20 protein-coding genes are annotated in these 22,246 nt (G+C 65.7%); 6 read left to right on the top strand and 14 right to left on the bottom strand.

Going from position 1 to position 22,246, the window contains the following annotated elements; all coding sequences use genetic code 11:
- Positions 1 to 76: 76 nt before the first annotated feature.
- The 12 genes from yjfF to chvE form a co-directional block, all read right to left on the bottom strand.
- Positions 77 to 1,036 (bottom strand): galactofuranose ABC transporter, permease protein YjfF, encoded by a 960-nt coding sequence (gene yjfF / locus V7Q39_RS09515; protein WP_333816335.1) that lies wholly within the window; start codon positions 1,034 to 1,036, stop codon positions 77 to 79.
- A complete protein-coding gene (locus V7Q39_RS09510; RefSeq protein ID WP_333816334.1) occupies positions 1,033 to 2,073 on the bottom strand; it encodes an ABC transporter permease in 1,041 nt (346 codons plus the stop codon). Before V7Q39_RS09510 ends, yjfF begins: the two co-directional genes overlap by 4 nt.
- Positions 2,070 to 3,590 (bottom strand): sugar ABC transporter ATP-binding protein, encoded by a 1,521-nt coding sequence (locus tag V7Q39_RS09505; RefSeq protein WP_333816333.1) that lies wholly within the window; start codon positions 3,588 to 3,590, stop codon positions 2,070 to 2,072. Before V7Q39_RS09505 ends, V7Q39_RS09510 begins: the two co-directional genes overlap by 4 nt.
- 103 nt (positions 3,591 to 3,693) lie before the next feature.
- The gene (ytfQ, locus tag V7Q39_RS09500; protein WP_333816332.1) at positions 3,694 to 4,665 is read right to left on the bottom strand and encodes a galactofuranose ABC transporter, galactofuranose-binding protein YtfQ; all 972 of its coding nucleotides are present in this window, start codon (positions 4,663 to 4,665) and stop codon (positions 3,694 to 3,696) included.
- A 205-nt stretch (positions 4,666 to 4,870) separates the two neighbouring features.
- Positions 4,871 to 5,899: an aldose epimerase family protein gene (locus V7Q39_RS09495; RefSeq protein ID WP_333816331.1), complete on the bottom strand. Its 1,029-nt coding sequence runs from the start codon at positions 5,897 to 5,899 to the stop codon at positions 4,871 to 4,873.
- A gap of 2 nt (positions 5,900 to 5,901) precedes the next feature.
- On the bottom strand, positions 5,902 to 7,407 hold the full coding sequence (locus tag V7Q39_RS09490) for an aldehyde dehydrogenase (NADP(+)) (protein WP_333816330.1): 1,506 nt from the start codon (positions 7,405 to 7,407) through the stop codon (positions 5,902 to 5,904).
- Between the two features lie 11 nt (positions 7,408 to 7,418).
- Positions 7,419 to 8,336 carry a Gfo/Idh/MocA family protein gene (locus tag V7Q39_RS09485; protein ID WP_333816328.1) on the bottom strand — a complete coding sequence of 306 codons (918 nt, stop codon included), beginning with the start codon at positions 8,334 to 8,336 and terminating at the stop codon, positions 7,419 to 7,421.
- A complete protein-coding gene (gene araD, locus V7Q39_RS09480; protein WP_333816327.1) occupies positions 8,336 to 10,078 on the bottom strand; it encodes an L-arabinonate dehydratase in 1,743 nt (580 codons plus the stop codon). Before araD ends, V7Q39_RS09485 begins: the two co-directional genes overlap by 1 nt.
- Before the next feature lie 12 nt (positions 10,079 to 10,090).
- Positions 10,091 to 11,056 carry an AraD1 family protein gene (araD1, locus tag V7Q39_RS09475; RefSeq protein ID WP_333816326.1) on the bottom strand — a complete coding sequence of 322 codons (966 nt, stop codon included), beginning with the start codon at positions 11,054 to 11,056 and terminating at the stop codon, positions 10,091 to 10,093.
- A gap of 8 nt (positions 11,057 to 11,064) precedes the next feature.
- Entirely contained in the window at positions 11,065 to 12,234 is a 1,170-nt protein-coding gene (gene mmsB / locus V7Q39_RS09470; RefSeq protein ID WP_333816325.1) for a multiple monosaccharide ABC transporter permease, read from the bottom strand.
- Entirely contained in the window at positions 12,234 to 13,775 is a 1,542-nt protein-coding gene (mmsA, locus tag V7Q39_RS09465; RefSeq protein WP_333816324.1) for a multiple monosaccharide ABC transporter ATP-binding protein, read from the bottom strand. The genes mmsB and mmsA overlap by 1 nt, the downstream gene beginning before the upstream one ends.
- 62 nt (positions 13,776 to 13,837) lie before the next feature.
- Positions 13,838 to 14,884 carry a multiple monosaccharide ABC transporter substrate-binding protein gene (gene chvE, locus V7Q39_RS09460; RefSeq protein WP_443082504.1) on the bottom strand — a complete coding sequence of 349 codons (1,047 nt, stop codon included), beginning with the start codon at positions 14,882 to 14,884 and terminating at the stop codon, positions 13,838 to 13,840.
- A gap of 164 nt (positions 14,885 to 15,048) precedes the next feature.
- Here chvE and V7Q39_RS09455 point away from each other — a divergent pair, with 164 nt between their 5' ends.
- Complete coding sequence (locus tag V7Q39_RS09455) at positions 15,049 to 15,981, top strand: LysR family transcriptional regulator (RefSeq protein WP_333816322.1); 933 nt, start codon at positions 15,049 to 15,051, stop codon at positions 15,979 to 15,981.
- A 9-nt stretch (positions 15,982 to 15,990) separates the two neighbouring features.
- Here V7Q39_RS09455 and V7Q39_RS09450 read toward each other — a convergent pair whose 3' ends face one another.
- Positions 15,991 to 16,302, bottom strand: coding sequence for a MocE family 2Fe-2S type ferredoxin (locus V7Q39_RS09450; protein WP_333816321.1), 312 nt, complete (start codon positions 16,300 to 16,302; stop codon positions 15,991 to 15,993).
- Positions 16,303 to 16,311: 9 nt separating this feature from the next.
- Positions 16,312 to 17,403 (bottom strand): fatty acid desaturase family protein, encoded by a 1,092-nt coding sequence (locus V7Q39_RS09445; protein ID WP_333816320.1) that lies wholly within the window; start codon positions 17,401 to 17,403, stop codon positions 16,312 to 16,314.
- 156 nt (positions 17,404 to 17,559) lie between these two features.
- Between V7Q39_RS09445 and V7Q39_RS09440 the strand changes: the two genes are divergently transcribed.
- From V7Q39_RS09440 to V7Q39_RS09420, 5 genes are all read left to right on the top strand, one after another.
- Positions 17,560 to 18,591 carry a LacI family DNA-binding transcriptional regulator gene (locus V7Q39_RS09440; RefSeq protein ID WP_333816319.1) on the top strand — a complete coding sequence of 344 codons (1,032 nt, stop codon included), beginning with the start codon at positions 17,560 to 17,562 and terminating at the stop codon, positions 18,589 to 18,591.
- A 130-nt stretch (positions 18,592 to 18,721) separates the two neighbouring features.
- Positions 18,722 to 19,540: a TIM barrel protein gene (locus V7Q39_RS09435; RefSeq protein ID WP_333816318.1), complete on the top strand. Its 819-nt coding sequence runs from the start codon at positions 18,722 to 18,724 to the stop codon at positions 19,538 to 19,540.
- Between the two features lie 73 nt (positions 19,541 to 19,613).
- Entirely contained in the window at positions 19,614 to 20,555 is a 942-nt protein-coding gene (locus V7Q39_RS09430; protein ID WP_333816317.1) for a sugar ABC transporter substrate-binding protein, read from the top strand.
- 118 nt (positions 20,556 to 20,673) lie between these two features.
- Positions 20,674 to 21,786 carry an ABC transporter permease gene (locus V7Q39_RS09425; RefSeq protein ID WP_333816316.1) on the top strand — a complete coding sequence of 371 codons (1,113 nt, stop codon included), beginning with the start codon at positions 20,674 to 20,676 and terminating at the stop codon, positions 21,784 to 21,786.
- Positions 21,787 to 21,789: 3 nt separating this feature from the next.
- Positions 21,790 to 22,246 (top strand): ATP-binding cassette domain-containing protein (locus tag V7Q39_RS09420; RefSeq protein WP_333816314.1); only part of this gene is annotated, 457 nt, incomplete at its 3' end.

Genomic DNA, 22,246 nt, shown 5'->3' with positions numbered 1-22,246 from the left:
AGTTCCGCGCCGCTGGTCGCCCGGAGAGCGTTCGGATCAGGCTCCCGGGTTCGCTCATCTTACTTGGTCCAAGGGGTTACGTTCGTCGTGGTCCGGCCCGGAAGACCAGCCGTTGCAGCACGATGAACATAAACAAAAGCACGCCGACGACAATCTTGGTCCACCAACTTGAGAGCGTGCCGTCGAAGACGATGTAGGTTTGCACCAGACCCTGCAGCATGACGCCAATAAATGTGCCAGCGACGAAACCGTATCCCCCGGTCAGCAGCGTGCCCCCGATGACCACGGCGGCGATGGCGTCAAGTTCGACGCCCAGCGCGTTCAGGCTGTAGCCGGCGGAGGTGTAGAGCGAGAAGACCACCCCGGCGAGACCCGCGAGGAACGAGGACAGGGCGTAGATCGCGATCGTGGTGCGCGCGACGGGGACGCCCATCAGCGCGGCAGAGGTTTCGGATCCGCCGAGGGCGTAGACATTGGAGCCGAAGCGGGTGCGGTGGGCCAGGAGGATCGCCACGGCGAAGACGGCAAGCATGATCATGCCGACCACGGTCAGGCGACCGCCGCCGGGCAGGAGGAGGTAACTTTTCGAGACGCTGGTGTAGAAGGGGTGCGTGATCCCGATGCTGTCGGGCGACAGGACCGAGGCGCCGCCGCGGGCCAGGAACATGCCTGCAAGAGTGACGATGAAGCTGGGCACTTTCAGGTAATGGATCGCGGCCCCCATGACGGCGCCGAAACAGGCGGCGACGATCAAGGCGATGGCGAAGGCGATCAGCGGGTGCAGTTGCAGCCACATGATCAGGACGGCGATCAGCACGGTGGTGAAGCCGATGACCGCGCCGACCGACAGGTCGATCCCGCCGGAGAGGATGACGAAGGTCATGCCCACGGCGGCGATGCCTAGGAAGGCGTTGTCGGTCAGGAAATTGCCGAGGACGCGGGTCGAGAGCATCGCGGGCTGCTGCGACACGGCAAGCATGTAGGCGAAGAGGAAGATCAGGGTCGTCGCCAGAAGCGGGCGCAGGCTGCGGGTCATTTTTGCGCTCCGGGCAGGCGGCGGAAGAGGCGGGCGGAAAGGGGCGATTGCAGGACGAGGATGACGATGATCACGGCGGATTTGACCACGAGGTTGAATTCAGGGCTGAAGCCCGAGATCAGGATGCCGGTGTTCATCGCCTGGATGATCATTGCGCCGAGGACGGCCATCGGGATGGAGAAGCGCCCGCCCATCAGGGATGTGCCGCCGATGACGACGGCGAGGATGGCGTCAAGCTCCAGCCAGAGGCCGGCGTTGTTGGCATCGGCGCCGCGGATGTCCCCGGCAACGATCAGGCCGGAGATGGCGGCGCAGAAGCCTGCGAAGGTGTAGACGATGAGGAGGAGGGCGTTTGCGGACAGCCCCGCGAAGCGCGCGGCGGAGCGGTTGACGCCCACCGCCTCGATCAAGAGGCCAAGGGCGGTGCGGCGGACGATCAGGGTTGCGAGGAGCATCAGGACGGCGGCGATGACCACCGGCATGGGAAAGCCGAGGAAGGAACCGGTGCCGATGAAGATCAGGAGCGGGTCGGAGAAGGTGACGATATAGCCTTCGGTGATCAGCTGGGCGAGGCCGCGGCCCGCGACCATCAGGACCAGGGTGGCGATGATCGGCTGGATTTCCAGCACGGTGACAAGGATGCCGTTCCAGAGGCCGCAGAGGAGCCCAGTGCCCAGGGCGGCCAGCACGGCGACCGGGGCGGGGACGCCGCTGGTGACAAGGGTGGCGGCGGTGGCGCCGCTGATCGCCATGACCGCGCCGACCGACAGGTCCACGCCCTTGGTGGCAATGACCATGGTCATGCCGATGGCGAGGATCGCGACCGGGGCGCCGCGGTTCAGCACGTCGATCAGGCTGCCGAAGAAACGGCCATCCTGCCAGGTGACGGTGAAGAAGCCGGGGAAGAGGAGCCAGTTGACCAGAAGCACGGCGGCCAGTGCGATGACCTGCGGCCGGGTGAAGAAGGTCGTCAGGGGCCGTTGCCTTGGTAGCGGCGGCTGGGTCGTGGGCCGGATGTCGGCGGTGGGGCGGGTCACGGGCGGGCCTCCGCTGCGGTTCCGGCAATGGCCCTGACGATGGCGTCGGGGGCGATGGTGTCGCCGTCAAGCTCGGCCACCATCTCACGGTCGCGCATGACGACGATGCGGTTGGAATAGGCGACGACCTCGTCAAGTTCGGAGGAGATGACGAAGAGCGCCAGGCCTTCCTCGCGCAGGCGGTTGATGGTGCGGACGATCTCGGCATGGGCGCCGACGTCGATGCCGCGGGTGGGTTCGTCCAGGATCAGGAAGGTCGGGTCGATGGCCAGCCAGCGGGCGAGGATCACCTTCTGCTGGTTGCCGCCGGAGAGAAGCCGGACCGGCATGTCATGGTCGGCGGCGCGGATGTCCAGCGCCTCGGCATAGCGCCCGGCAAGTTCGATCTGGTCGTCGCGGTTCAGGGCGCGGAACCAGCCCAGCTTGGCTTGCAGGGCGATGATGATGTTCTCGCGCACCGAGAGCTCGCCGAAGATGCCGTCGATCTTGCGGTCCTCGGGGCAGAAGCCGAAACCGGCGGCGACGGCTTGGGCCGGATTGCGGATGGTGACGGGCTGGCCGTCGACGAGGACCTGGCCGCCATCCGCGTTGTCGACGCCGAACATCAGCCGGGCGACCTCGGTCCGGCCCGATCCCAGCAGGCCCGCGACGCCGACGACCTCGCCTTCGTGGACGGCGAGATCGAAGGGAGCCATGCCCTTGCGGCCGATCCCCCTGAACTCGACCCGGACCGCGCCCTTGGCGGCACCGGAAAGGGCGGAGGGATGGTGTTCGAAGGCCACGTCCTTGCCCAGCATCATGCGGACGACGTCGGTGGTGTTGAGGGTGTCGAGCGCCTGGGTCGCGACCCGTTTGCCGTTGCGCAGGATCGTCACGCGGTCGGCAAGCTCGAACACCTGGTCTAGGAAATGGGTGATGAAGATGATCGCGAGGCCCCGGGCCTTCAAGCCGCGGACCACGTCGAACAGGCGCTGCACCTCGTTGCGGTCGAGGCTGGCGGTAGGTTCGTCGAGGACCAGGACCTTGCCGGACAGTTCGACGGCGCGGGCGATGGCAACGATCTGCTGGACGGCGACGGAGTATTCGGAAAGGTCGGCGCGGACGTCGATGTCCAGCCCGTAGCGCGCCAGCAGCTCGCGGGCGCGGGTGTCGATCTGCCTGCGGTCTATCAGGCCGAAGCGGGTGGGCTGGCGGCCGAGGAACAGGTTTTCGGCGACCGAGCGGTTGGGGAGGAGGTTGACCTCCTGGTAGACGGTGCCAATTCCATAGGTCTGCCCGTGCAGCGGGTCGCGCAGGTGGATGGGCTGGCCATCGAGCAGAAGCTCGCCGCCGTCGGGCTGGTAGGCGCCGGTGAGGATCTTGATCAGGGTCGATTTCCCCGCGCCGTTTTCGCCGAGAAGGGCGTGGACCTCGCCGGGGTTGGCCACGAAGTCGACATTGTCGAGCGCGCGATGCTGGCCGAAGACCTTGGCGATCCCCCGTGCTTCCAGCACGGGCCTTGCTGTGCCCTGTGACATGCCCTGCCTCCCTGGGTTCCGGAAACTGTCCGCTTATCCTGCGGATAAAGCAATTCCGCCGGACGGGGTGTGCCCCCGCCCGACGGCGCCCTGACGAGGAAACCTAGTAGCCAAGGCCTTTGCGGCGGTCGTATTCGCCCTGCGGATCATCCGCCTGCGTGTAGAGCTTCGACTCGGTGATGATGAACTTCTCGGGCGCGGTGCCCGCGTCCCAGTAGGCCTGCAGCGCGTCGAAGGCGGGGCCGGCCATGTTCGGGGTCAGCTCGACCGTGGCATTGGCCTCACCGGCAACCATGGCCGAGAAGATGTCCGGCACCGCGTCGATCGACACGACCAGGATGTCGCTGCCCGGCTTCAGGCCCGCATCCTTGATCGCCTGGATCGCGCCCACGGCCATGTCATCGTTGTGGGCGTAGACCGCGCAGATGTTCTTGCCGCCGTCTTCGGCCTTGATGAAGCCTTCCATGACTTCCTTGCCCTTGGAGCGGGTGAAGTCACCGGTCTGGCTGCGGATGATCGACAGGTTCGCATGGCCTGCGATGCCTTCCTCGAAGCCCTGCTTGCGGTTGATCGCGGGCGAGGAGCCGACGGTGCCCTGCAGCTCGACGATGTTGCAGGTCTTGTCGCCGACAGTGCCCACCAGCCATTCGCCCGCCACGCGGCCTTCCTTGACCTGGTCGGAGGCGACGGAGGTGAGATACAGGTCTTCCGGTCCTTCGATGCCGCGGTCCAGAAGGACGACGGGGATGTTCGCTTCCTTGGCTTCGGTCAGAACTTCCTCCCAGCCGGTGGCGACGACCGGAGCGACGAGGATTGCATCCACGCCCTGGGCGATGAAGCCGCGGATCGCCTTGATCTGGTTTTCCTGCTTCTGCTGGGCATCGGCGAATTTCAGGTCGATGCCGCGCGTCTCGGCCTCGGCCTTGGTCACGCTGGTCTCGGCGGCACGCCAGCCGGACTCCGAGCCGATCTGCGAGAAGCCGATGATCTTGCCTTGCAGGCCCTCGGCATAGGCAGCGGAAAGCAACAAGCCAGCCAGTCCCGCGCCAAGCGCGAGAGTCTTGTAAACGTTCATGATTTTCCTCCCAGTGGAACCTTGGGCCACTCTCCTCGGGTGGCTGAGATGAGGTTAGCAAAAGTATTACTATATGCAAGAAGTCCGTTCACGGGGCCGTGTGGCCCGGCTTTTGCGATGCTGCGCTTGCGCGGGGTTTGCAGGAAGTCGTTCCGGCTCAAAGCCTTCGGAGGGTCCCAACGCTGCTGCATCGCGGCAGAAGGTGTCAGCCCCGGGCCGGGGTGAAATCGAAGCGCATGACATGGCGGTAGCTCTGGCCGGGATCGAGCCGCGCCGAGGGGAATTGCGGGCGGTTCGGCGAATCAGGGAAGCGCTGGGTCTCGGCGGCAAAACCGGCGAAGCGGGGATAGTGGGTGCCGCGCTTGCCCGGTCCGCCACCGAAATGCGCGCCGGTGTAGAACTGCACGCCGGGCTCGGTGGTGGAGAGCTGCATCCGGCGTCCCGAGGCCGGATCGGTGGCGGTGAGGCAGGGGCGGAGACCCTCGGCGCCGGTGGGGGCGGAGAGGCAGAGATTGTGATCGAAGGCGTTGGGGCCGGGAAGCTCGGCGCCGATGGCGCGGGGCTGACGGAAGTCGAAGGCGGAGCCCGCGACGGAGAGGATTTCGCCGGTGGGGATAAGCTCAGGATCGACGGGCAGGTAATGGCTGGCATCGACCTGAAGCTGGTGGCCCATGATGTCGCCCGCGCCCTGTCCTGCGAGGTTGAAATAGGCGTGGTTCACCAGGTTGACGATGGTCGGGGCGTCGGTGGTGGCCTCCATCTCGATCACAAGGCCGGTTCCGTCGATCCGATAGGTCGTGCGGGCTTGCAGAGTGCCGGGGTAGCCCATCTCGCCATTGGGCGAGGTGGCGGTGAAGGTGACGTGGCTGTCGGAGTGGTCGGCGATCTGCCAATGCTTGAGGTCGAAGCCGCCGGAGCCGCCGTGAAGCGAGTTTGCACCCTCGTTCCGGTCGAGCTGGATGGGGCGCCCGTCAAGGCTGAAGCGGCCCCCCGCGATCCGGTTGGCGTAGCGGCCGCAGGTGGCGCCGAGATAGGTGCCGTGGGTTTGCCAGGCGTCGAGGGAGTCCTGCCCTAGGACGATGTCGGCCAATGCACCGCTGCGGTCGGGGACCCAAAGCTCGGCCAGCCTTGCACCCCAGGTCAGAAGGACGACCTGCATCCCGCCGGGGCCGGTGAGGGTGGCCTGCCGGACCTCGGCGTCGTCGATCTGTCCGATGGGGGCGATCCGGGCCATTCTCAGGCCCAGTCCTGCGGGAGAAGGGCGTCGGGCATGTTCTGGTAGGCGACGGGCCTCAGCCAGCGGCGGATCGACATCGTGCCCACCGAGGTCGCGCCGAAGTTGGTCGAGGCGGGATAGGGCCCGCCATGGACTTGGGCATCCACCACCTCGACGCCGGTCGGAAAGCCATTGGCAAGCACACGGCCCGCCTTGCGTTCCAGCACCGGCATCAGGGCGCGGGCGAGGTCGGTGTCAGCATCGTCGAGGTGGAGCGTACAGGTCAGCTGGCCCTGCAGGCTGCGGGCGATCTCCTGCATCTCGGCGGCGTGGCGGACGCGGACGATGAGGCCGAGGGGGCCGAAGACCTCTTCCGCGAGGGCATGGTCGGAAAGCCAGTCCTGGCCGGAGACCTCGTAGAGGTAGGGCGTGGCGTTCCTCAGGTCGCAGGTGGTGGTGAGAACGGAGCGGACGCCAGACCCTGCGGCCACCCGGTCTCGGCCTTGGCGGTAGGCTTCGGCGATACCGTCGGTCAGCATGGTCTGCGGGCCTACGGCGCCGACGGCAGTTTTGGCGGCTTCGACGAAGGTGTCGGCATCCTTGCCGTCGATCACCACGGCGATGCCGGGGTTGGTGCAGAACTGGCCTGCGCCTTGGGTCAGCGATCCGGCCCAGCCTTTGGCGATGGCCTCACCGCGCGCGGCGAGCGCGGCGGGGAGGAGGAACATCGGGTTGACCGAGCCAAGCTCGCCGAAGAAGGGGATGGGCTCGGGCCTTGCGGCGCAGAGGTTGAAGAGCGCGCGGCCCCCGGCGAGCGAGCCGGTGAAGCCGACGGCCTTGATGAAAGGGTGCTGGACAAGGGCTTCGCCCACGTCGCGCTTGCCGCCTTGGACGAGGGAGAAGACGCCCGGGGGCATCTCGCAGGCGCGGATGGCGGCGTCGATGGCTTGCGCGACGATCTCGCCCGTGCCGGGGTGGGCGGAGTGGCCCTTGACCACGACGGGGCAGCCGGCGGCCAGCGCAGAGGCGGTGTCGCCCCCGGCGGTGGAGAAGGCGAGCGGGAAGTTGGAGGCGCCGAAGACCGCGACCGGGCCGATGGGGCGCTGGATGAGCTTGAGATCGGGGCGGGGGAGCGGTTGGCGGTCGGGCAGGGCCGCGTCGTGGCGGCGGTCGAGCCAGTCGTCCTTGAGGATGTGGCTGGCGAAGAGGCGGAGCTGCATCGTGGTGCGGCCACGCTCGCCCTCCAGCCGGGCGGCGGGGAGGCCGGTTTCCTGGGTGCCGATCTCGGTGATCTCGGCTGCGCGGGCCTCGATCTCATCAGCGATGCGGTTGAGGAAGGCGGCACGGTCGGCGCGGGTCTTGGCGGCATAGACGGGGAAGATGGCCTCGGCAGCGTCGCAGGCGGCAGCGACATGGGCTGGGGTGCCGATGGAGAAGGGGTGCGACGGACCATGCGCGGGGGAGGAGGCGAAGGTCTGCTCGTTTGCGATCCAGTCGCCTGCGATCAGGTGTTTTCCGGTCAGCATGGTCGGTCCTTTCAGAAGTCGAAGGCGTCGGTCGTGATGCGCTCGCCCAGGGTCAGGGCATCGGCGACATGGACCATCGGGGCGAGGTCGACGTCGGAGGCGCCAGTGCGGAGGAGGTCGGCCATGCGGGCGTAGAGGGCGGGATATTCGCCCATGATGGTGTTCTCGCCCGCCGTGGGCTGGCCGTCGATCTCCAGCACGTTGCCGCCCATGCGGAGGGCGAGCTGGCCGCGGTCGGTCTGGACGATGATGTCCCAGGTCTGCGGGCCTTGCTGGCGCCAGTCGAAATCGGCGGAGACGTTGTTGGAGAAGGTGAGTTGCGCGGCGATGGGGGTCTGGCGGTTTGCGGGGAACTCCAGCATGGCGCGGGTCAGGTGGACCGGGGTGGGCAGGATCTCGGTCAGGATCGAGAGGGCGTTGATGCCGGGGTCGAAGACGCCCATGCCGCCGGGCTGGAAGACCCAGTCCTGGCCGGGATGCCATTTGCGCACATCCTCGCGCCAGGTGATATGGGCTTGTCGGACGGTCTTGTCCTTGAGCCAGGCTTTCGCCGGGGCGACGGCATGGGCCATGCGGCTGTGCCAGGTGGCGAAGAGGGTCAGGCCCCTTTCGCGTGCCATTGCTTCAAGCGTGTGGACTTCAGCCAGCGTCGCGCCGGGGGGCTTTTCCAGCATGACATGACGACCGGCCTTCAGCGCGGCGTCGGCATAGTCGAAGCGGGGGACGGGAGGCAGGCAGAGCGAGACCACGGGAATGTCGGGGCGGTCAGCGAGGAAGGTCGCGAAGTCGGCGAAGGCCGGGATACCGGGCACCTGGCCGTGGCGGCTGATGGTCGCCGCGAGGTCCCAGTCGGGCGAGGCGGCGAGGGCCGGGACGTGCTGGTCCAGCGCGATCTTGCCGATGCCGACAAGGGCGATCTTCGTGGTCATCAGTGGCTCTCCCGCGCGACGGCGTTGCCGCGACAGCCGGTGAGGAAGTCTAGGTCGGCACCTTTGTCGGCGCCTTGCACATGGTCGTGGTACAGCTTGGCATAGCCTCCGGTCGGGGGTTCGACGGCGGGTTTCCAAGCGGCGAGCCGGGCTTTCAGTTCCTCGTCGGAGATGTCGAGATGCAGGCGGCGGTTGGCGACGTCCAGCTCGATCATGTCGCCGCTGCGGACCACGGCCAGCGGGCCGCCCCGCGCGGCCTCGGGCGAGGTGTGGAGGACGACGGTGCCATAGGCGGTACCGGACATGCGGGCGTCCGAGATGCGGACCATGTCGGTGATGCCCTTGCGCAGGACCTTGGGCGGCAGGCCCATGTTGCCGACCTCGGCCATGCCGGGATAGCCGCGGGGACCGCAGTTCTTCATCACCATGACGCAGGTCTCGTCGATATCGAGGGCTTCGTCCTCGATCCGGGCCTTGTAGTCATCGATGTCTTCGAACACGACGGCGCGGCCCCGGTGCTGCATCAGGGCGGGCGTGGCGGCGGAGGGTTTCAGGACGGCGCCGTCAGGGGCGAGGTTGCCCTTGACCACGACGATCCCGCCGGACTGAGTGAGGGCCTTTTCCGCCGGCAGGATCACGTCGTCATTGTCGATGCGGGCATCCTTGACCTCATCCCAGATGCCGCCGCCCGAGACGGTCAGCGCGTCCCTGTTCAGAAGGCCCGCCTCGCCCAGCCGCTTGATCACGGCGGGCAGGCCGCCGGCGTAGAAGAATTCCTCCATCAGGTATTTGCCCGATGGCATCAGATTGACGATGGTCGGGATGTCGCGGCCCCAGTCGTCCCAATCGTTCAGCGTCAGGTCGATGCCGCAGCGCCCCGCGATGGCAAGAAGGTGGATCACGGCGTTGGTGGACCCGCCGATGGCGGCGTTGGTGCGGATTGCGTTCTGGAAGGCCGCGCGGGTCAGGATGTCGGAGGGTTTCAGGTCGTCCTTGACCATCTGCACGATCCGGCGGCCGGTGAGGTGCGCCATGACGCGGCGGCGGCTGTCCACCGCCGGGATCGCGGCGTTGCCGGAGAGGGTCATGCCCAGCGCCTCGACCATGGAGGCCATGGTGGAGGCGGTGCCCATCGTGTTGCAGGAGCCGGGGGAGCGGGACATCGACGCCTCGGCCTCGACAAATTCGGCAGCCGTCATTTCCCCGGCCTTCACCGCCTCGGAGAATTTCCAGAGATGCGTGCCGGAGCCGACACGCTCCCCGCGGAAATAGCCGTTCAGCATCGGCCCGCCGGAGACCATGATGGTGGGCAGGTCTACCGACGCCGCGCCCATCAGGAGCGACGGGGTGGTCTTGTCGCAGCCGACGAGACAGACGACGCCGTCCATCTGCTGGCCACGGATGGTTTCCTCGACCGCCATGGCGGCGAGGTTGCGGAACATCATCGCGGTGGGACGGAAGCCGCTTTCAGAAACGGAGAAGACGGGGACGATGACCGGCAACCCGCCCGCCTCGTAGACGCCGTGCTTCACCCGTTCGGCCAGGTCGTTCAGATGGGCGTTGCAGGGGTTGAGTTCCGAGAAGGTGTTCAGGATGCCGATCACCGGGCGGCCGTCGAAAAGGTCGGCGGGCAGGCCTTGGTTCTTCATCCAGCTGCGGTGATAGATGGCGTCCTTCGAGGTGCCGGCGAACCATTCCTGCGAGCGGAGCTTCCGGGGCCATTTGGCGGGTTTGAAGGTCATGGCGCGGGCTCCTTACAGCGGGCGGACTTTGGTTGCGCCCGGGGTCTTCGGTGCAAAGGCCAGGGTATTGCGCAGGGGTTGGCCGAAGTCGGCGACCTCGATCTCGAAGGTGTCTCCGGGTTCGGTCCTGATGCCGTCGGCGAAGGACAGGGTGGCGGTGCCGAAATAGTGGACATGCAGGTCGCCAGGCTGGCGGAAGATCGGATATTTGAAATGGTGGTGTTCGAGGTTGGCGAAGGTATGGGACATGTTCGCCTCTCCGCTGAGGAAGGGCTTTTCCCACAGGACCTTGTCCTTGCGAAGGATGCGGCTGCTGCCCCGGATGTCGGCGGGCAGGTCGCCCACAAGGATCTCTGGCCCGTAGGAGGCGACGCGCAGCTTGGAATGGGCAAGCCAGAGGTAGTTGACCCGTTCGGTGACATGGTCGGAGAATTCGTTGCCCAAGGCCCAGCCGATCCGGTGCGGGGTGCCGTCCGGGCCGATCAGGTAGATGCCCGCGATCTCGGGTTCCTCGCCGCCGTCTTCAGCGAAACCGGGGGCTTCAAGCGCGGCGCCGGGGGCGATGGCGGCATGACCGTTGCCCTTGTAGAACCATTCGGGCTGGGCGCCGACCTCTCCGGCGGTGGGGCGGCCGCCTTCGAGGCCCATGCGGAACATTTTCATGCTGTCGGTCAGGTTTTCCGCGCCTTCCAGCTTGGCGTGCATCGCATCGCGCGCCGAGGCCGAGCCGAGATGGGTGAGGCCCGTCCCGGTCAGATGCAGATGGGCCGGGTCGGGGTGGCTGACCGGCAGGTCGAAGGTCGCGCGGGTCAGGTCGACTGTTTCGCCAAGACCCCGGCGGGCGATCTCGGCAGCGAAGCCCCCTCCGGTGATCGCCGCCGTGGCGAGTTCATAGACCGAGGCGGTGTTGCGCAGGACGCGCGCCTCGGCGCCTTCGCGGACGACGACGCCGGCGCCCCTGACGGTGGACAGATGCATGGCTGGGCTCACTTGTTCTTGTTGTAGACGTCGAAGATCACGGCGGCGAGGAGCACCAGGCCCTTGATCATCTGCTGGTAGTCGATGCCGATCCCGAGGATGGACATCCCCATGTTCATCACGCCCATGATCAGCGCGCCGATGACGACGCCGATGATCTTGCCCGATCCGCCCGCCATCGAGGCCCCGCCGATGAAGACGGCGGCGATGGCGTCCAGCTCGAACCCGGTGCCCGCCTTGGGGGTGGCGGAGTTCAGCCGGGCGGTCACCATCATGCCCGCGAGGGCGGCAAGGACACCCATGTTGACGAAGCAGAAGAACACCAGCCGGTCGGTGCGGATACCGGAAAGCTTGGCGGCCTTTTCATTGCCGCCGACGGCATAGATGCGGCGGCCCTGCACCGTGTTTTCGGTGAAGAAGGCGTAGATCACGGTCAGGATGATCAGCACGATCAGCACGTTCGGCAGCCCTCGGAACGAGGCCAGCTGATAGCCGACAAAGGCTGTCGCCGCCGCGATGATCACGGTCCGGCCCCAGAAAAGGCCTGCCGGTTCCGGAGTGATGCCGAATTCGGCGTCGCGGGTGCGGGCGCGCATCCCGATCCAGGTGATGATCCCTATGGCCAGCGCCGTGATGATCAGCGTCAGGCCGTGCGGCTTCATCATGCCGGTAAGGTCGGGGATGAAGCCCGAGGACATGGCCTGGAAGGCCTTTGGGAACGGGCCGATGTTCTGCCCGCCCAGAAGCAGCAGCGTCGCGCCGCGGAACACCATCATTCCCGCCAGCGTCACGATGAACGAGGGAATGCGCCAGAAGGCGACCCAGTAGCCTTGGGCGGCACCAATCATCCCGCCGACGATCAGGGTCAGCGGAATGACCAGCCAGAAGGGCAGGCCGAGATTGACCGTGAGATAGGCCGCCACCGCGCCGGTGAAAGCGGCGACCGAACCGACGGAAAGGTCGATATGGCCCGAGACGATGATCAGCAGCATCCCCAATGCAAGGATGATCACATGGCCGTTCTGCAGGAAGATGTTGGTGATGTTCGGCGCTTGCAGGAACATCGGCTTGCCCTGCATCGACACCAGCACCGAGAACAGCGCAACGATGGCTACCAGCGCCAGAAGCATTCCGTTTTCGCGCAGATGTCCGCCCAGAGAGCTTTGTTTGCCAGCCATCACGCTACCTTCCCTGCGGTCTTGCCATTGTCCTTTACGATCAGCGCCATGATCTTCTCCTGGCTGGCCTCATCGCGGGTCAGTTCGCCGACAATGCGGCCTTCGTTCATCACGTAGATGCGGTCGCACATGCCCAGAAGCTCGGGCATTTCGCTGCTGATCATCAGGATGCCCCGGCCCTGGTCGGCGAGGTCCTTCATGATCGTGTAGATCTCGAACTTGGCGCCCACGTCGATGCCGCGGGTGGGCTCGTCAAGGATCAGAAGCTCGGGGTCGGTGAAAAGCCATTTCGACAGCACCACCTTCTGCTGGTTGCCGCCGGAAAGGTTCACCACCTTCTGCTGCACGCCGGGGGTGCGGATGGCCAGTTGCTTGCGGTAGCCCTCGGCCACCTGCGCCTCGCGCCGCTTGTCGAGGACCGAGCGCGTGGCAATGCCGAAGAGGTTGGCCAAGCTGATGTTCTTCAGGATCGGCTCTTCCAGGATCAGGCCCAGCGCCTTGCGGTCTTCGGTGACATAGGAGATTCCGGCGTCGATGGCCCTGGTGACGGTCGAGACGTCGACGGGCTTCCCGTGCATCTTGACCGCGCCCGCATGGCCCTTGCCGTAGCTGCGACCGAAGATCGACATGGCAAGCTCGGTGCGGCCCGCGCCCATCAGCCCGGCGATGCCGACGATCTCGCCCTTGCGGACGTTCAGCGAGACGCCCTTGATCATCTGCCGGCCGCCCTGTTCGGGATGCCAGCAGGACCAGTTTTCCACCTCGAACAGCATGTCGCCGGGGTTCGGGCTGCGTTCCGGGTAGCGATGCGCCATGTCGCGGCCGACCATGTCGCGGATGATGCGGTCTTCCGAGATGTCCTCTTTCGCGAGGGTGGAGACCGAAGTGCCGTCGCGGATCACGGTGATGCGGTCGGCGACGCGGGAGATTTCGTTCAGCTTGTGGCTGATGATGATCTGGGTCACGCCTTGCGCCTTCAGCTCCAGCATCAGGTCCAAGAGACGGTCGGCATCGGCCTCTTGCAAGGCCGCGGTGGGTTCGTCCAGGATCAGAAGGCGGACGTTCTTCGACAGGGCCTTGGCGATCTCGATCAGTTGCTGCTTGCCGACACCCAGCTTGCCCACGACCGCACCGGGGGGTTCGTTCAGGCCGACCTGGCGCAGAAGCGCCTCGGTCTTCTTGAAGGCCATGGGCCAGGAGATGACCCCGTTGGTCGCGACCTCGTTGCCCATGAACAGGTTCTCGGCGATCGACAACAGCGGGATCAGCGCGAGTTCCTGGTGGATGATGATGATCCCCTTCTCCTCACTGTCGCGGATGCCGCGGTTGCGGAGGGGCTGGCCATCGTAGAGGATTTCGCCGTCATAGGTGCCATGCGGATAGACGCCGGACAGCACCTTCATCAGCGTGGATTTCCCGGCGCCGTTCTCGCCGCAGATGGCGTGGATCTCTCCGGCCTCGACGGTCAGGCTGACCCGGTCAAGCGCCTTCACGCCCGGGAAGACCTTGGTGATCTCCCGCATTTCCAGAAGTGTGGTCATGTCCCCTCCCCCAAGGGAACCCGCCCGCGCGGGAGCTGCGCAGGCGGGCCCGTGGGATCAGCTTACTTCAGCTGGTCCGCAGTGTAGTAGCCCGAACCGACGAGGATCTCCTCGTAGTTCGACAGGTTCACCGAGACGGGTTCCAGGAGGTAGGACGGAACGACCTTGACGCCGTTGTCATAGGTCGAAGTGTCATTGATTTCGGGCTCACCGCCCGCCAGCACGGCATCGACCATCTTCACGGTGACTTTCGCCAGTTCGCGGGTGTCCTTGAAGATTGTCGAATACTGCTCCCCGGCGATCATCGACTTGACCGAGGGGATTTCGGCATCCTGGCCGGTGACGATGGGCATCTTCATGTCGCCCGAGCCGTAGCCCACGCCCTTGAGCGACGAGATGATCCCGATGGAGAGCCCGTCATAGGGCGACAGCGCGCCGTGCAGCTGCTTGTCGCCGTAGTTCGAGGACAGGAGGTTGTCCATCCGGGCCTGCGCCACCGCGCCGTCCCAGCGCAGGGTGCCGACCACGTCCATGCCCATCTGGCCCGAAGGGATGGCGATCTCGCCCGAGTCGATCATCGGTTGCAGGACCGACATCGCACCGTTGTAGAAGAAGAAGGCGTTGTTGTCGTCCGGGCTGCCGCCGAAGAGTTCGACATTCCACGGCTTCACGTCCGGGAAGCGCTCCTTGAGGCCAGCGACCAGCGATTCCGCCTGCTGCACGCCGACCTTGAAGTTGTCGAAGGTGGCGTAATAGTCGACCGAGGCGCTGTCACGGATCAGCCGGTCATAGGCGATGACCTTGATCCCTTGCGCGGCGGCGTTGTCCAGCGCGTTCGACAGCGTGGTGCCGTCGATGGCCGCGATCACCAGCGCCTTGACGCCCGAGGTGATCATGTTCTCGATCTGGCTCAGCTGGGTCGGGATGTCATCCTCGGCATATTGCAGGTCGGCGGTGTAGCCGGCTTCCTGGAACGCCTTCACCATCGACTCGCCGTCCGAAATCCAGCGCGAGGAGGATTTTGTCGGCATGGCGATGCCGACGGCGCCCTTGTCCTGGGCGAAAAGCGGCATGGCCGAAAGTGCGGCGGTGGCGCCGGTCAGGGCCATCAGGCCGCGGCGGGTCAAGATCATCTGTTTCCTCCCGATGATTCTTCGTTTGCATCCGCTTTGGGCACGCCAGCGCGGCCTTTGCTAACGGACAGGGCGGACATTGCGCAGATGACCCATACCTGTCAAATAGGCCTTATGTGCCAAATGATATCAGAATTGATATGGGTCTGACCTCCGCCGTCCTGGCAAGCCAGCTGCGCCGGTTGAAGCCGATCCAGCTGCGCCTGCTGGCCGAGATGGACCACACCGGCGCGCTTGGGCTGGCGGCAACGCGGATCGGGGTGGCGCAACCTGCCGCCTCGCGGCTGTTGACCGAGATGGAGGCTTTACTGGGCCTTGCGCTGCATGAGCGGCAGGGCCGGGGTCTGCGGCTGACGCCGGTCGGCAAGGCGCTGGCCCGGCGCGCGGCCCGGATCGAGATCGAGCTGACCGACGCCGCCCGCGATCTGGCCGAGGCGGCGACCGGGCGGGCGGGCGTGGTGCGGGTGGGGTCGGTCACAGGCCCGGCGCTCAGCCTGGTGCTGCCGGTGCTGATCCAGCTGCAGGACGCCCTGCCCGACTTCCGGGCCGAGGTGACGGTCGCGACCTCGATCACGCTCTGCGAGCTTCTGCGCGAAGGGCGGCTGGATTTCGCACTGGCCCGGCTTGCCCCAGGCGAGGCTCAGCTGGAGGCGCGGATGATCGCGGGGGAGCCGCTGTCGCTGGTGGTGCGGCGGGGCCATCCGCTGCTGGTGAGGCCCCGGATTTCCGCCGACGATCTCTTGCGCTATGACTGGGTTGTCGGCGACGACGAGACGCTCTTGACCCAGACAGTCCTGGCGCGGCTGTCTGAACTGGGAATGCCGCTGCCGCGACGGCGGATTTCGACCTCGTCCTTCCTATTCACCCTGGCGCTTTTGAACCAGACCGACGCCATCGCGCCTCTGGCAACTTCGGTGGTGGACAGTTTCGCCGGGAACCCCTCGGTGCCCTTCATCTCGCTGCCGGTCGACCTGGGGCTGTCGGTCGCCCCGTTCAGCCTGGTGACGCGGGCCGGTGCGCAGATGACGCCCTCGGCCCAGCGCCTGATCGACGCGGTTCTCGCCGCTGTATAGCGTGCGCCATCACGCGACCTCGACGAAGACCCGGTCGCCCTCGACCTTCACCGGAAAGGTCCTGAGGTTGATGCAAACCGGGGCCCGCATCGCCTCGCCGGTGCGATAGTCGAACTGGCCGTTGTGCTTCGGACATTCGATCAGATGGCCCATCACCAGCCCGTCGCAGAGATGCACGTTTTCATGGGTGCAGAGACCGGCGGTCGCGAAGAACTCCCCCTCCGGCGAGTGGTAGATCGCGAAGGTCTTCCCGGCGTGATCCCAGCGGATCAGGTCTTCCTCGTCGATGTCGTCGGTGGCACAGGCGTCAATCCAGGGCATGTCGGTTCCTTATTCTGCGGCGGCGGGGGGCATCATCCCCGGGACGTATTGATGGAAATCCTCGCGGTAGGGCTTCGCGGTCGGCGGCAGGTCGCGTTTGAGGAAATATTCCTCATTCAGGATCTGGCGCTTGATCGCCGGCCACATCTCGCGGAAGGCCTCGGCGATGGACCGGTTGGGCGGCGGCAGGTCGTCCTTGATCGTCGCATGGAGGCGCGGAAGAGCGTGGTAGGGCACCATCGGGAACATGTGGTGTTCGACGTGATAGTTCATGTTCCAGTAGATGAAGCGGCTGATGGGATTCATATAGACTGTACGGCTGTTCAGCCGGTGGTCGATGACATTGTCGGCAAGCCCGCCGTGCTGCAAGAGGCCGGTCATGATGTGGTGCCAGGCGCCATACATCCGCGGCAGGCCGATCACCATCAGGGGCAGGATCGAGCGCATCCAGACCGCCAGCGCGATCGTGACCGCATAGATCGACAGATGGACGATCGCCACTTTCTGCACCCTGCCCCATTCGCTTTGCGGCACGAAGGTCCTTTCCTCGGGTGTCGGCCCGAAGACCGCGTTGCGGATCAGATTCGGAAAGAACCTGATCACGTCGATGACGCCGAAGAAGTTCAGGATCAGCTTGGCCAGCTCTGGCGGGCGCATCACGGCGATTTCCGGGTCGCGGCCGACGAAATAGGTTTCGGAATGGTGGCGCGCGTGGCTCCAGCGCCAGGTGGCCGAGTTGCGCATGATCATGAAGCTGGCGATCTGGTAGACCGCGTTGTTCATCCAGGGCATCCTGAACGCCGTGCCGTGGCTGCATTCGTGCCAGCGCGAATCGGAGGCCGAGCCGTAAAGGACGCCATAGGCCAGCCAGAAGGGCGCCGACCACCACGAGGGCCAGAGCGCAATGCCGATGCCCGCCAGAACGATCATGCTGCCGTAGAGAATGATCGTGTCGCGAATGGCGGGCTGGTCGCTGCGCGCCATCAGGTCCTTCATCACCTTGCGCGGCACTTCGGTGTGATACCATTCCGCCGCCGTCAGGCCGCTTTCCACCGCGCGCCTGGCATCGGTGCCAAAGGGGCTATAGTCCCGCTTGCTCATGTCTGACCTCCGCTGCATTCCCCGGCGCCCGGGCGGGAGCGCCTCGTCTCAGCGTGGATAAGTCGGGGTTGTCCCGATCGCCAAGAGCCGCGCTTGCAGGTTTCGTCATGATCCATCATGATCCGGCATCACCCTGATGGGATTTCGTCAAGCAGCATGGCAAACCGCCCGACCATCCATGATGTCGCCCGCGAGGCCGGGGTGTCCAGCGCCACGGTCGACCGGGTGTTGAACGGCCGCGAGAGGGTGCGCGAGGAAACCGCGCGCAAGGTCTATGAGGCGGCGCGGCTGGTCGGCTATCACGCGGCGGCGCTGATCGGGCAGCGGGTGCAGGCAGACCTGCCGAGGCTGCGGCTGGGGCTGGTCCTGCACAAGGAACGGCAGGCGTTCTACCAGAATTTCAAGGCCGAGGCCGAGCGGGCCGTGACCCAGGCCACCGGGGTGCGCGCCACGTTGCAGGTGGCCTTCGCCTCCTCGCAATCGCCGAAGGATTTCACCGAGCTGATGGAAGGCATGGCCGGCCGCGTCGATGCGATTGCCGCAACCGCCGTCACCCATCCGGAAGTCACCGAAGCGGTGATGCGGCTGAACGCCAAGGGGATTCCCTGCTTTTCCCTGCTGAACGATTTCGGGCAGGGCGTGCGGCAAAATTACCTTGGTCTAAACAACTTGAAGGTGGGTCGCATCGCCGCGCACATGATCGCGACCGCCTCGCACCATGCCGGAAAGATCGCGGTCTTCGTTGGCGGCTACCGCTGGCACGGGCATGAGCTGCGTGAAACCGGAGTGCGCAGCTATTTCCGCGAACATGCCCCGCAGTTCCAGATTCTGGACACCCTGATCAACCTGGAGACCCGGCAGCTGACCTATGAGGCGACGCTGGACCTTCTGGGCCGCCATCGCGACCTGCGCGGCATCTACTGCGCGGGCGGCGGGATGGAGGGGGCCATCGCCGCCGTGCGCGAGGTGCGGGCACCGGGCGAGGTGGCGCTGGTCGTCAACGAACTGACGCCCGAGAGCCGCGCAGCCCTGATCGGGCGGCATGTGACCATGGTGATCGGCACGCCGCTGCCCAGGCTGTGCGACGATCTCGTCCGCCTGGCTACCGAGGCGGTCAGCGGCGGGATGCTCCCGGTGCAGGGCCAGCACTTCCTGCAGCCCGACCTGCATCTTCCGGAAAGCGTCTGACGAAAAACAATCACCGTTTCGGACAGCGTTTCGTCAGGAATGATGGTTTCTCCCCGCGACCGATTGACGCGAGGACACTGGTTCGGGATGGTCCCGCCAAAGAAATTGCCGCGGTTGGGGAGGACCGGGAATGATCCACTTCGCCTTGAACCATATGACGGTCGCCCGGCTGTCCTTCCGCGAACTGGTGGCGTTGTCGAAGGACCTTGGTTGCGTGGGCATCGAGGTTCGCAACGACCTGCCCCAGCCGCTGTTCGACGGGATGGACCCTGCCGAAGCGGGGACCTTCCTGTGCGACAACGGGCTGCGACTGCTGGCGGTGGCCGAGGTCAAGCGCTTCAACGACTGGTCGTCGGACAAGGAAGCCGAGGCGCTGGCCCTGATGCAGATCGCCCGCGCCGCCGGGGCCGAAGCCGTCAGCCTGATCCCACGCAACGACAACCTTGGCATGGGGAACGGCGAACGCCAGGCCAACCTGCGCGTCGCGCTGAAGGCGCTGAAGCCGATGCTGGAGGACCATGGCCTGATCGGCATGGTCGAACCGCTGGGCTTCGAGATCTGCCCGCTGCGCCACAAGTCGGAAGCGGTGGAGGGGATCGAAGCCGTCGGCGGCAGGGGCCGCTTCAAACTGGTGCATGACACCTTCCACCACACGCTGGCCCATGGCGGGCCGCTGTTCCCGGACCACACCGGCATCGTCCATGTCTCGGGCGTCGTGGACCAGCAGGTGGGCATCAACGACATGCGCGATCCGCACCGTGTGCTGGTCACGCCCGGCGACCGGCTGGGGAATATCGAGCAGATCGCTGCGCTGCAGGCCGCCGGATGGAACGGCCCCGTCAGCTATGAGGCCTTCTCGCCCGAGGTTCACGCTTTTGCCGACTCGGCGGGCGAGCTGGCGAAGTCCTTCGAGTTCATCCGCCACGGCCTTGCCGCGCGCGCTGCCTGATTTCAGACCCGGGGAGAACGGGTCTTCCGGTTCAATTCAGGATGCTGCCGGACATCCACCAAGGGAGAGAGAGATGAAAAAGACGCTTCTTGCTGCGGGCCTCACCGCGCTGATGGGCACCACCGCGATGGCGGACGGGATCGGCGTGTCGATGGCGCTGTTCGACGACAACTTCCTGACCGTGCTGCGCAACGGCATCCAGTCCCAGGCCGACTCTGCTGGCCTGAAGGTGCAGATCGAGGATGCGCAGAACGATGTCGCCAAGCAGCTGGACCAGATCAACAACTTCATCGCCAGCGGTGTTGACGCGATCATCGTGAACCCGGTCGACACCTCGGCCACGCAGGCCATGTCGGATGCCGCCGCTGCCGCGAACATCCCGCTGGTCTATGTGAACCGCGAGCCGATCAACGTCGACACCCTGCCCGACAACCAGGCCTTCGTCGCCTCGAACGAAGTGGATTCCGGCACGCTGGAAACCATCGCGCTGTGCGACAACTGGGCGGGCGAGGGCAAGACCGAGGTCAACGTCTATGTCCTGCAGGGCGAGCTGTCGAACCAGGCCGCGGTGCAACGCACCCAGGACATCTACGACGTGATCGAAGCCGGGAAGTGCAAGGTCAAGATCAACGTGATCGACCAGCAAACCGCCAACTGGTCGCGTGACCAGGCGCAGAACCTGATGACCAACTGGCTTTCGACCGGCGCGGCTTTCGACGGCGTCATCTCGAACAACGATGAGATGGCGATCGGCGCGATCCAGGCGATGAAGGCGGCGGGGATCGACATGGCGACCGTGCAGGTCGGCGGTGTCGATGCGACGCAGGACGCGCTGGCGGCGATGCAGGCGGGCGATCTGGACGTGACCGTGTTCCAGAACGCCGCGGCCCAGGGCGGCGGCGCGCTGGATGCGGCGGTCAAGCTGTCGAAGGGCGAGGCGGTGGACCAGAAGGTCTATGTCCCGTTCGAACTGGTGACCCCGGCGAACGTCGCGGACTACGTGGCCAAGAACTGAGCCCCTTCCGGGCATTGCGGGGCGGCGGGCAACGGCCGCCCCGTTTCTTGCTGGTCAGGATGGGGCAACATCGGCCAGGGTTTTCCGAGATCGCATCTTTGGGGGAGGAGGAAGCGACGTGGCTGAAGCGACCCATGGCCTTGGCGGCCTGAAATACGACCCGGCAAAGCGCACCCGCGCACCGGAATGGAACGTCTTCGGCGCGCTGGTGCTGATCGTCCTGATCTTCGAAGTGCTGAACCGTGTGAACGGCACCTCGTTCCTGTTCAACATGCGCGACAACGTCGATGCGATCTTCAACCAGCAGCGGCTGGATATCATGATCCTGCAGGTCGCGATCATCGGCATCATCGCGCTGGGGGTGACGCAGGTCATCATCATTGGCGGGATCGACCTCTCTTCCGGCTCGGTCGTCGGCGCGACGGCAATGATCGTGATGAGCTTCGCCCAGACCGCGCTGGTGAACGGCAACCCCAACCCCAAGGCGATCTTCGGCGACTGGGCCATGGACCTGCCGGTGATTGTGCCCATTCTCGTGGGCCTTGCCTGCGGATTGCTGGCCGGACTGATCAACGGTCTGCTTGTCGCCTATACCAAGATTCCGCCCTTCATCGCCACGCTGGGCATGATGGTTTCGGCGCGCGGCGCGGCGCGCTGGTGGTCGAACGGCCAGCCGATCAGCTTTCCGACCGAAAGCTATGGCAAGCTGGCGAATGGCGACCTGCTGGGCAATCTGACCTTCGGCCTGGTGCACTGGCCCGGCCAGAACCCCGCCGTGGTTTTCGTGCTGCTGGCGGTGCTGTTCCACGTCATCATGACCTACACGCTGTACGGCAAGCGCAGCTATGCCATCGGCTCGAACGAGGCGGCAGCGCGGATGTCGGGGATCAACGTCGACCGGCACAAGGTGCTGGTCTACGCCATCGCGGGCATTCTGGCGGCGATCGCGGCGGTGCTGCTGACCTCGAAGAACCTCACCGCGCAGGCGGGGATGGGGGTGATGTACGAGCTTGACGCCATCGCCATGGCGGTGATCGGCGGCGTCTCGCTGGCCGGGGGCCGCGGGTCCATCCTCGGGACGGTGCTCGGCGCAGCGATCTTCTCGGTGATCATCTCGGGTTTCACCTCGATCAAGCTGGACGCCTATTACCAGGAGATGGTCAAGGGCGCGATCATCGTCGGGGCCGTGGTGCTGGACCAATGGCGGCAACGCAAGCGGGCACGGGGGTAGGCCATGTCGAAGATCATTCTGGAAACCCGTGGCCTGACCAAGCATTACGGCGGCGTCCACGCGCTGGAAGACGCGAACTTCATCCTGCACGAGGGCGAGCATGTCGCCGTGGTGGGCGACAACGGGGCGGGCAAGTCCACCTTCGTGCGTCAGGTGACGGCGGTGGAGCAGCGGTCGAGCGGCGAGGTCATCTTCGACGGCCAGCCGGTGCATTTCTCCGGCCCGCTGGAAGCACGGCAGGCCGGGATCGAGACCGTGTTCCAGACGCTGGCGCTGGCCGACGACCTGGATGTGCCGTCGAACCTGTTCCTGGGGCGCGAGCTGTTCAAGTTCAGGCTGGGGCCGTTCTCCTGGCTGGACCGCAAGACGATGCGCGAGCGGACGATGGAAGCCTTGAAGACGACGGCGGTGAAGATCCCCAATGTCGACAATCCGATCCGCAACATGAGCGGGGGGCAGC

This window comes from Tabrizicola sp., from assembly GCF_036781545.1.
Classification (GTDB): Bacteria; Pseudomonadota; Alphaproteobacteria; order Rhodobacterales; family Rhodobacteraceae; genus Tabrizicola.
The sequence above is the reverse complement of the archived record's forward strand: the minus strand, read 5'-3'. Positions and strand labels throughout refer to the sequence as shown.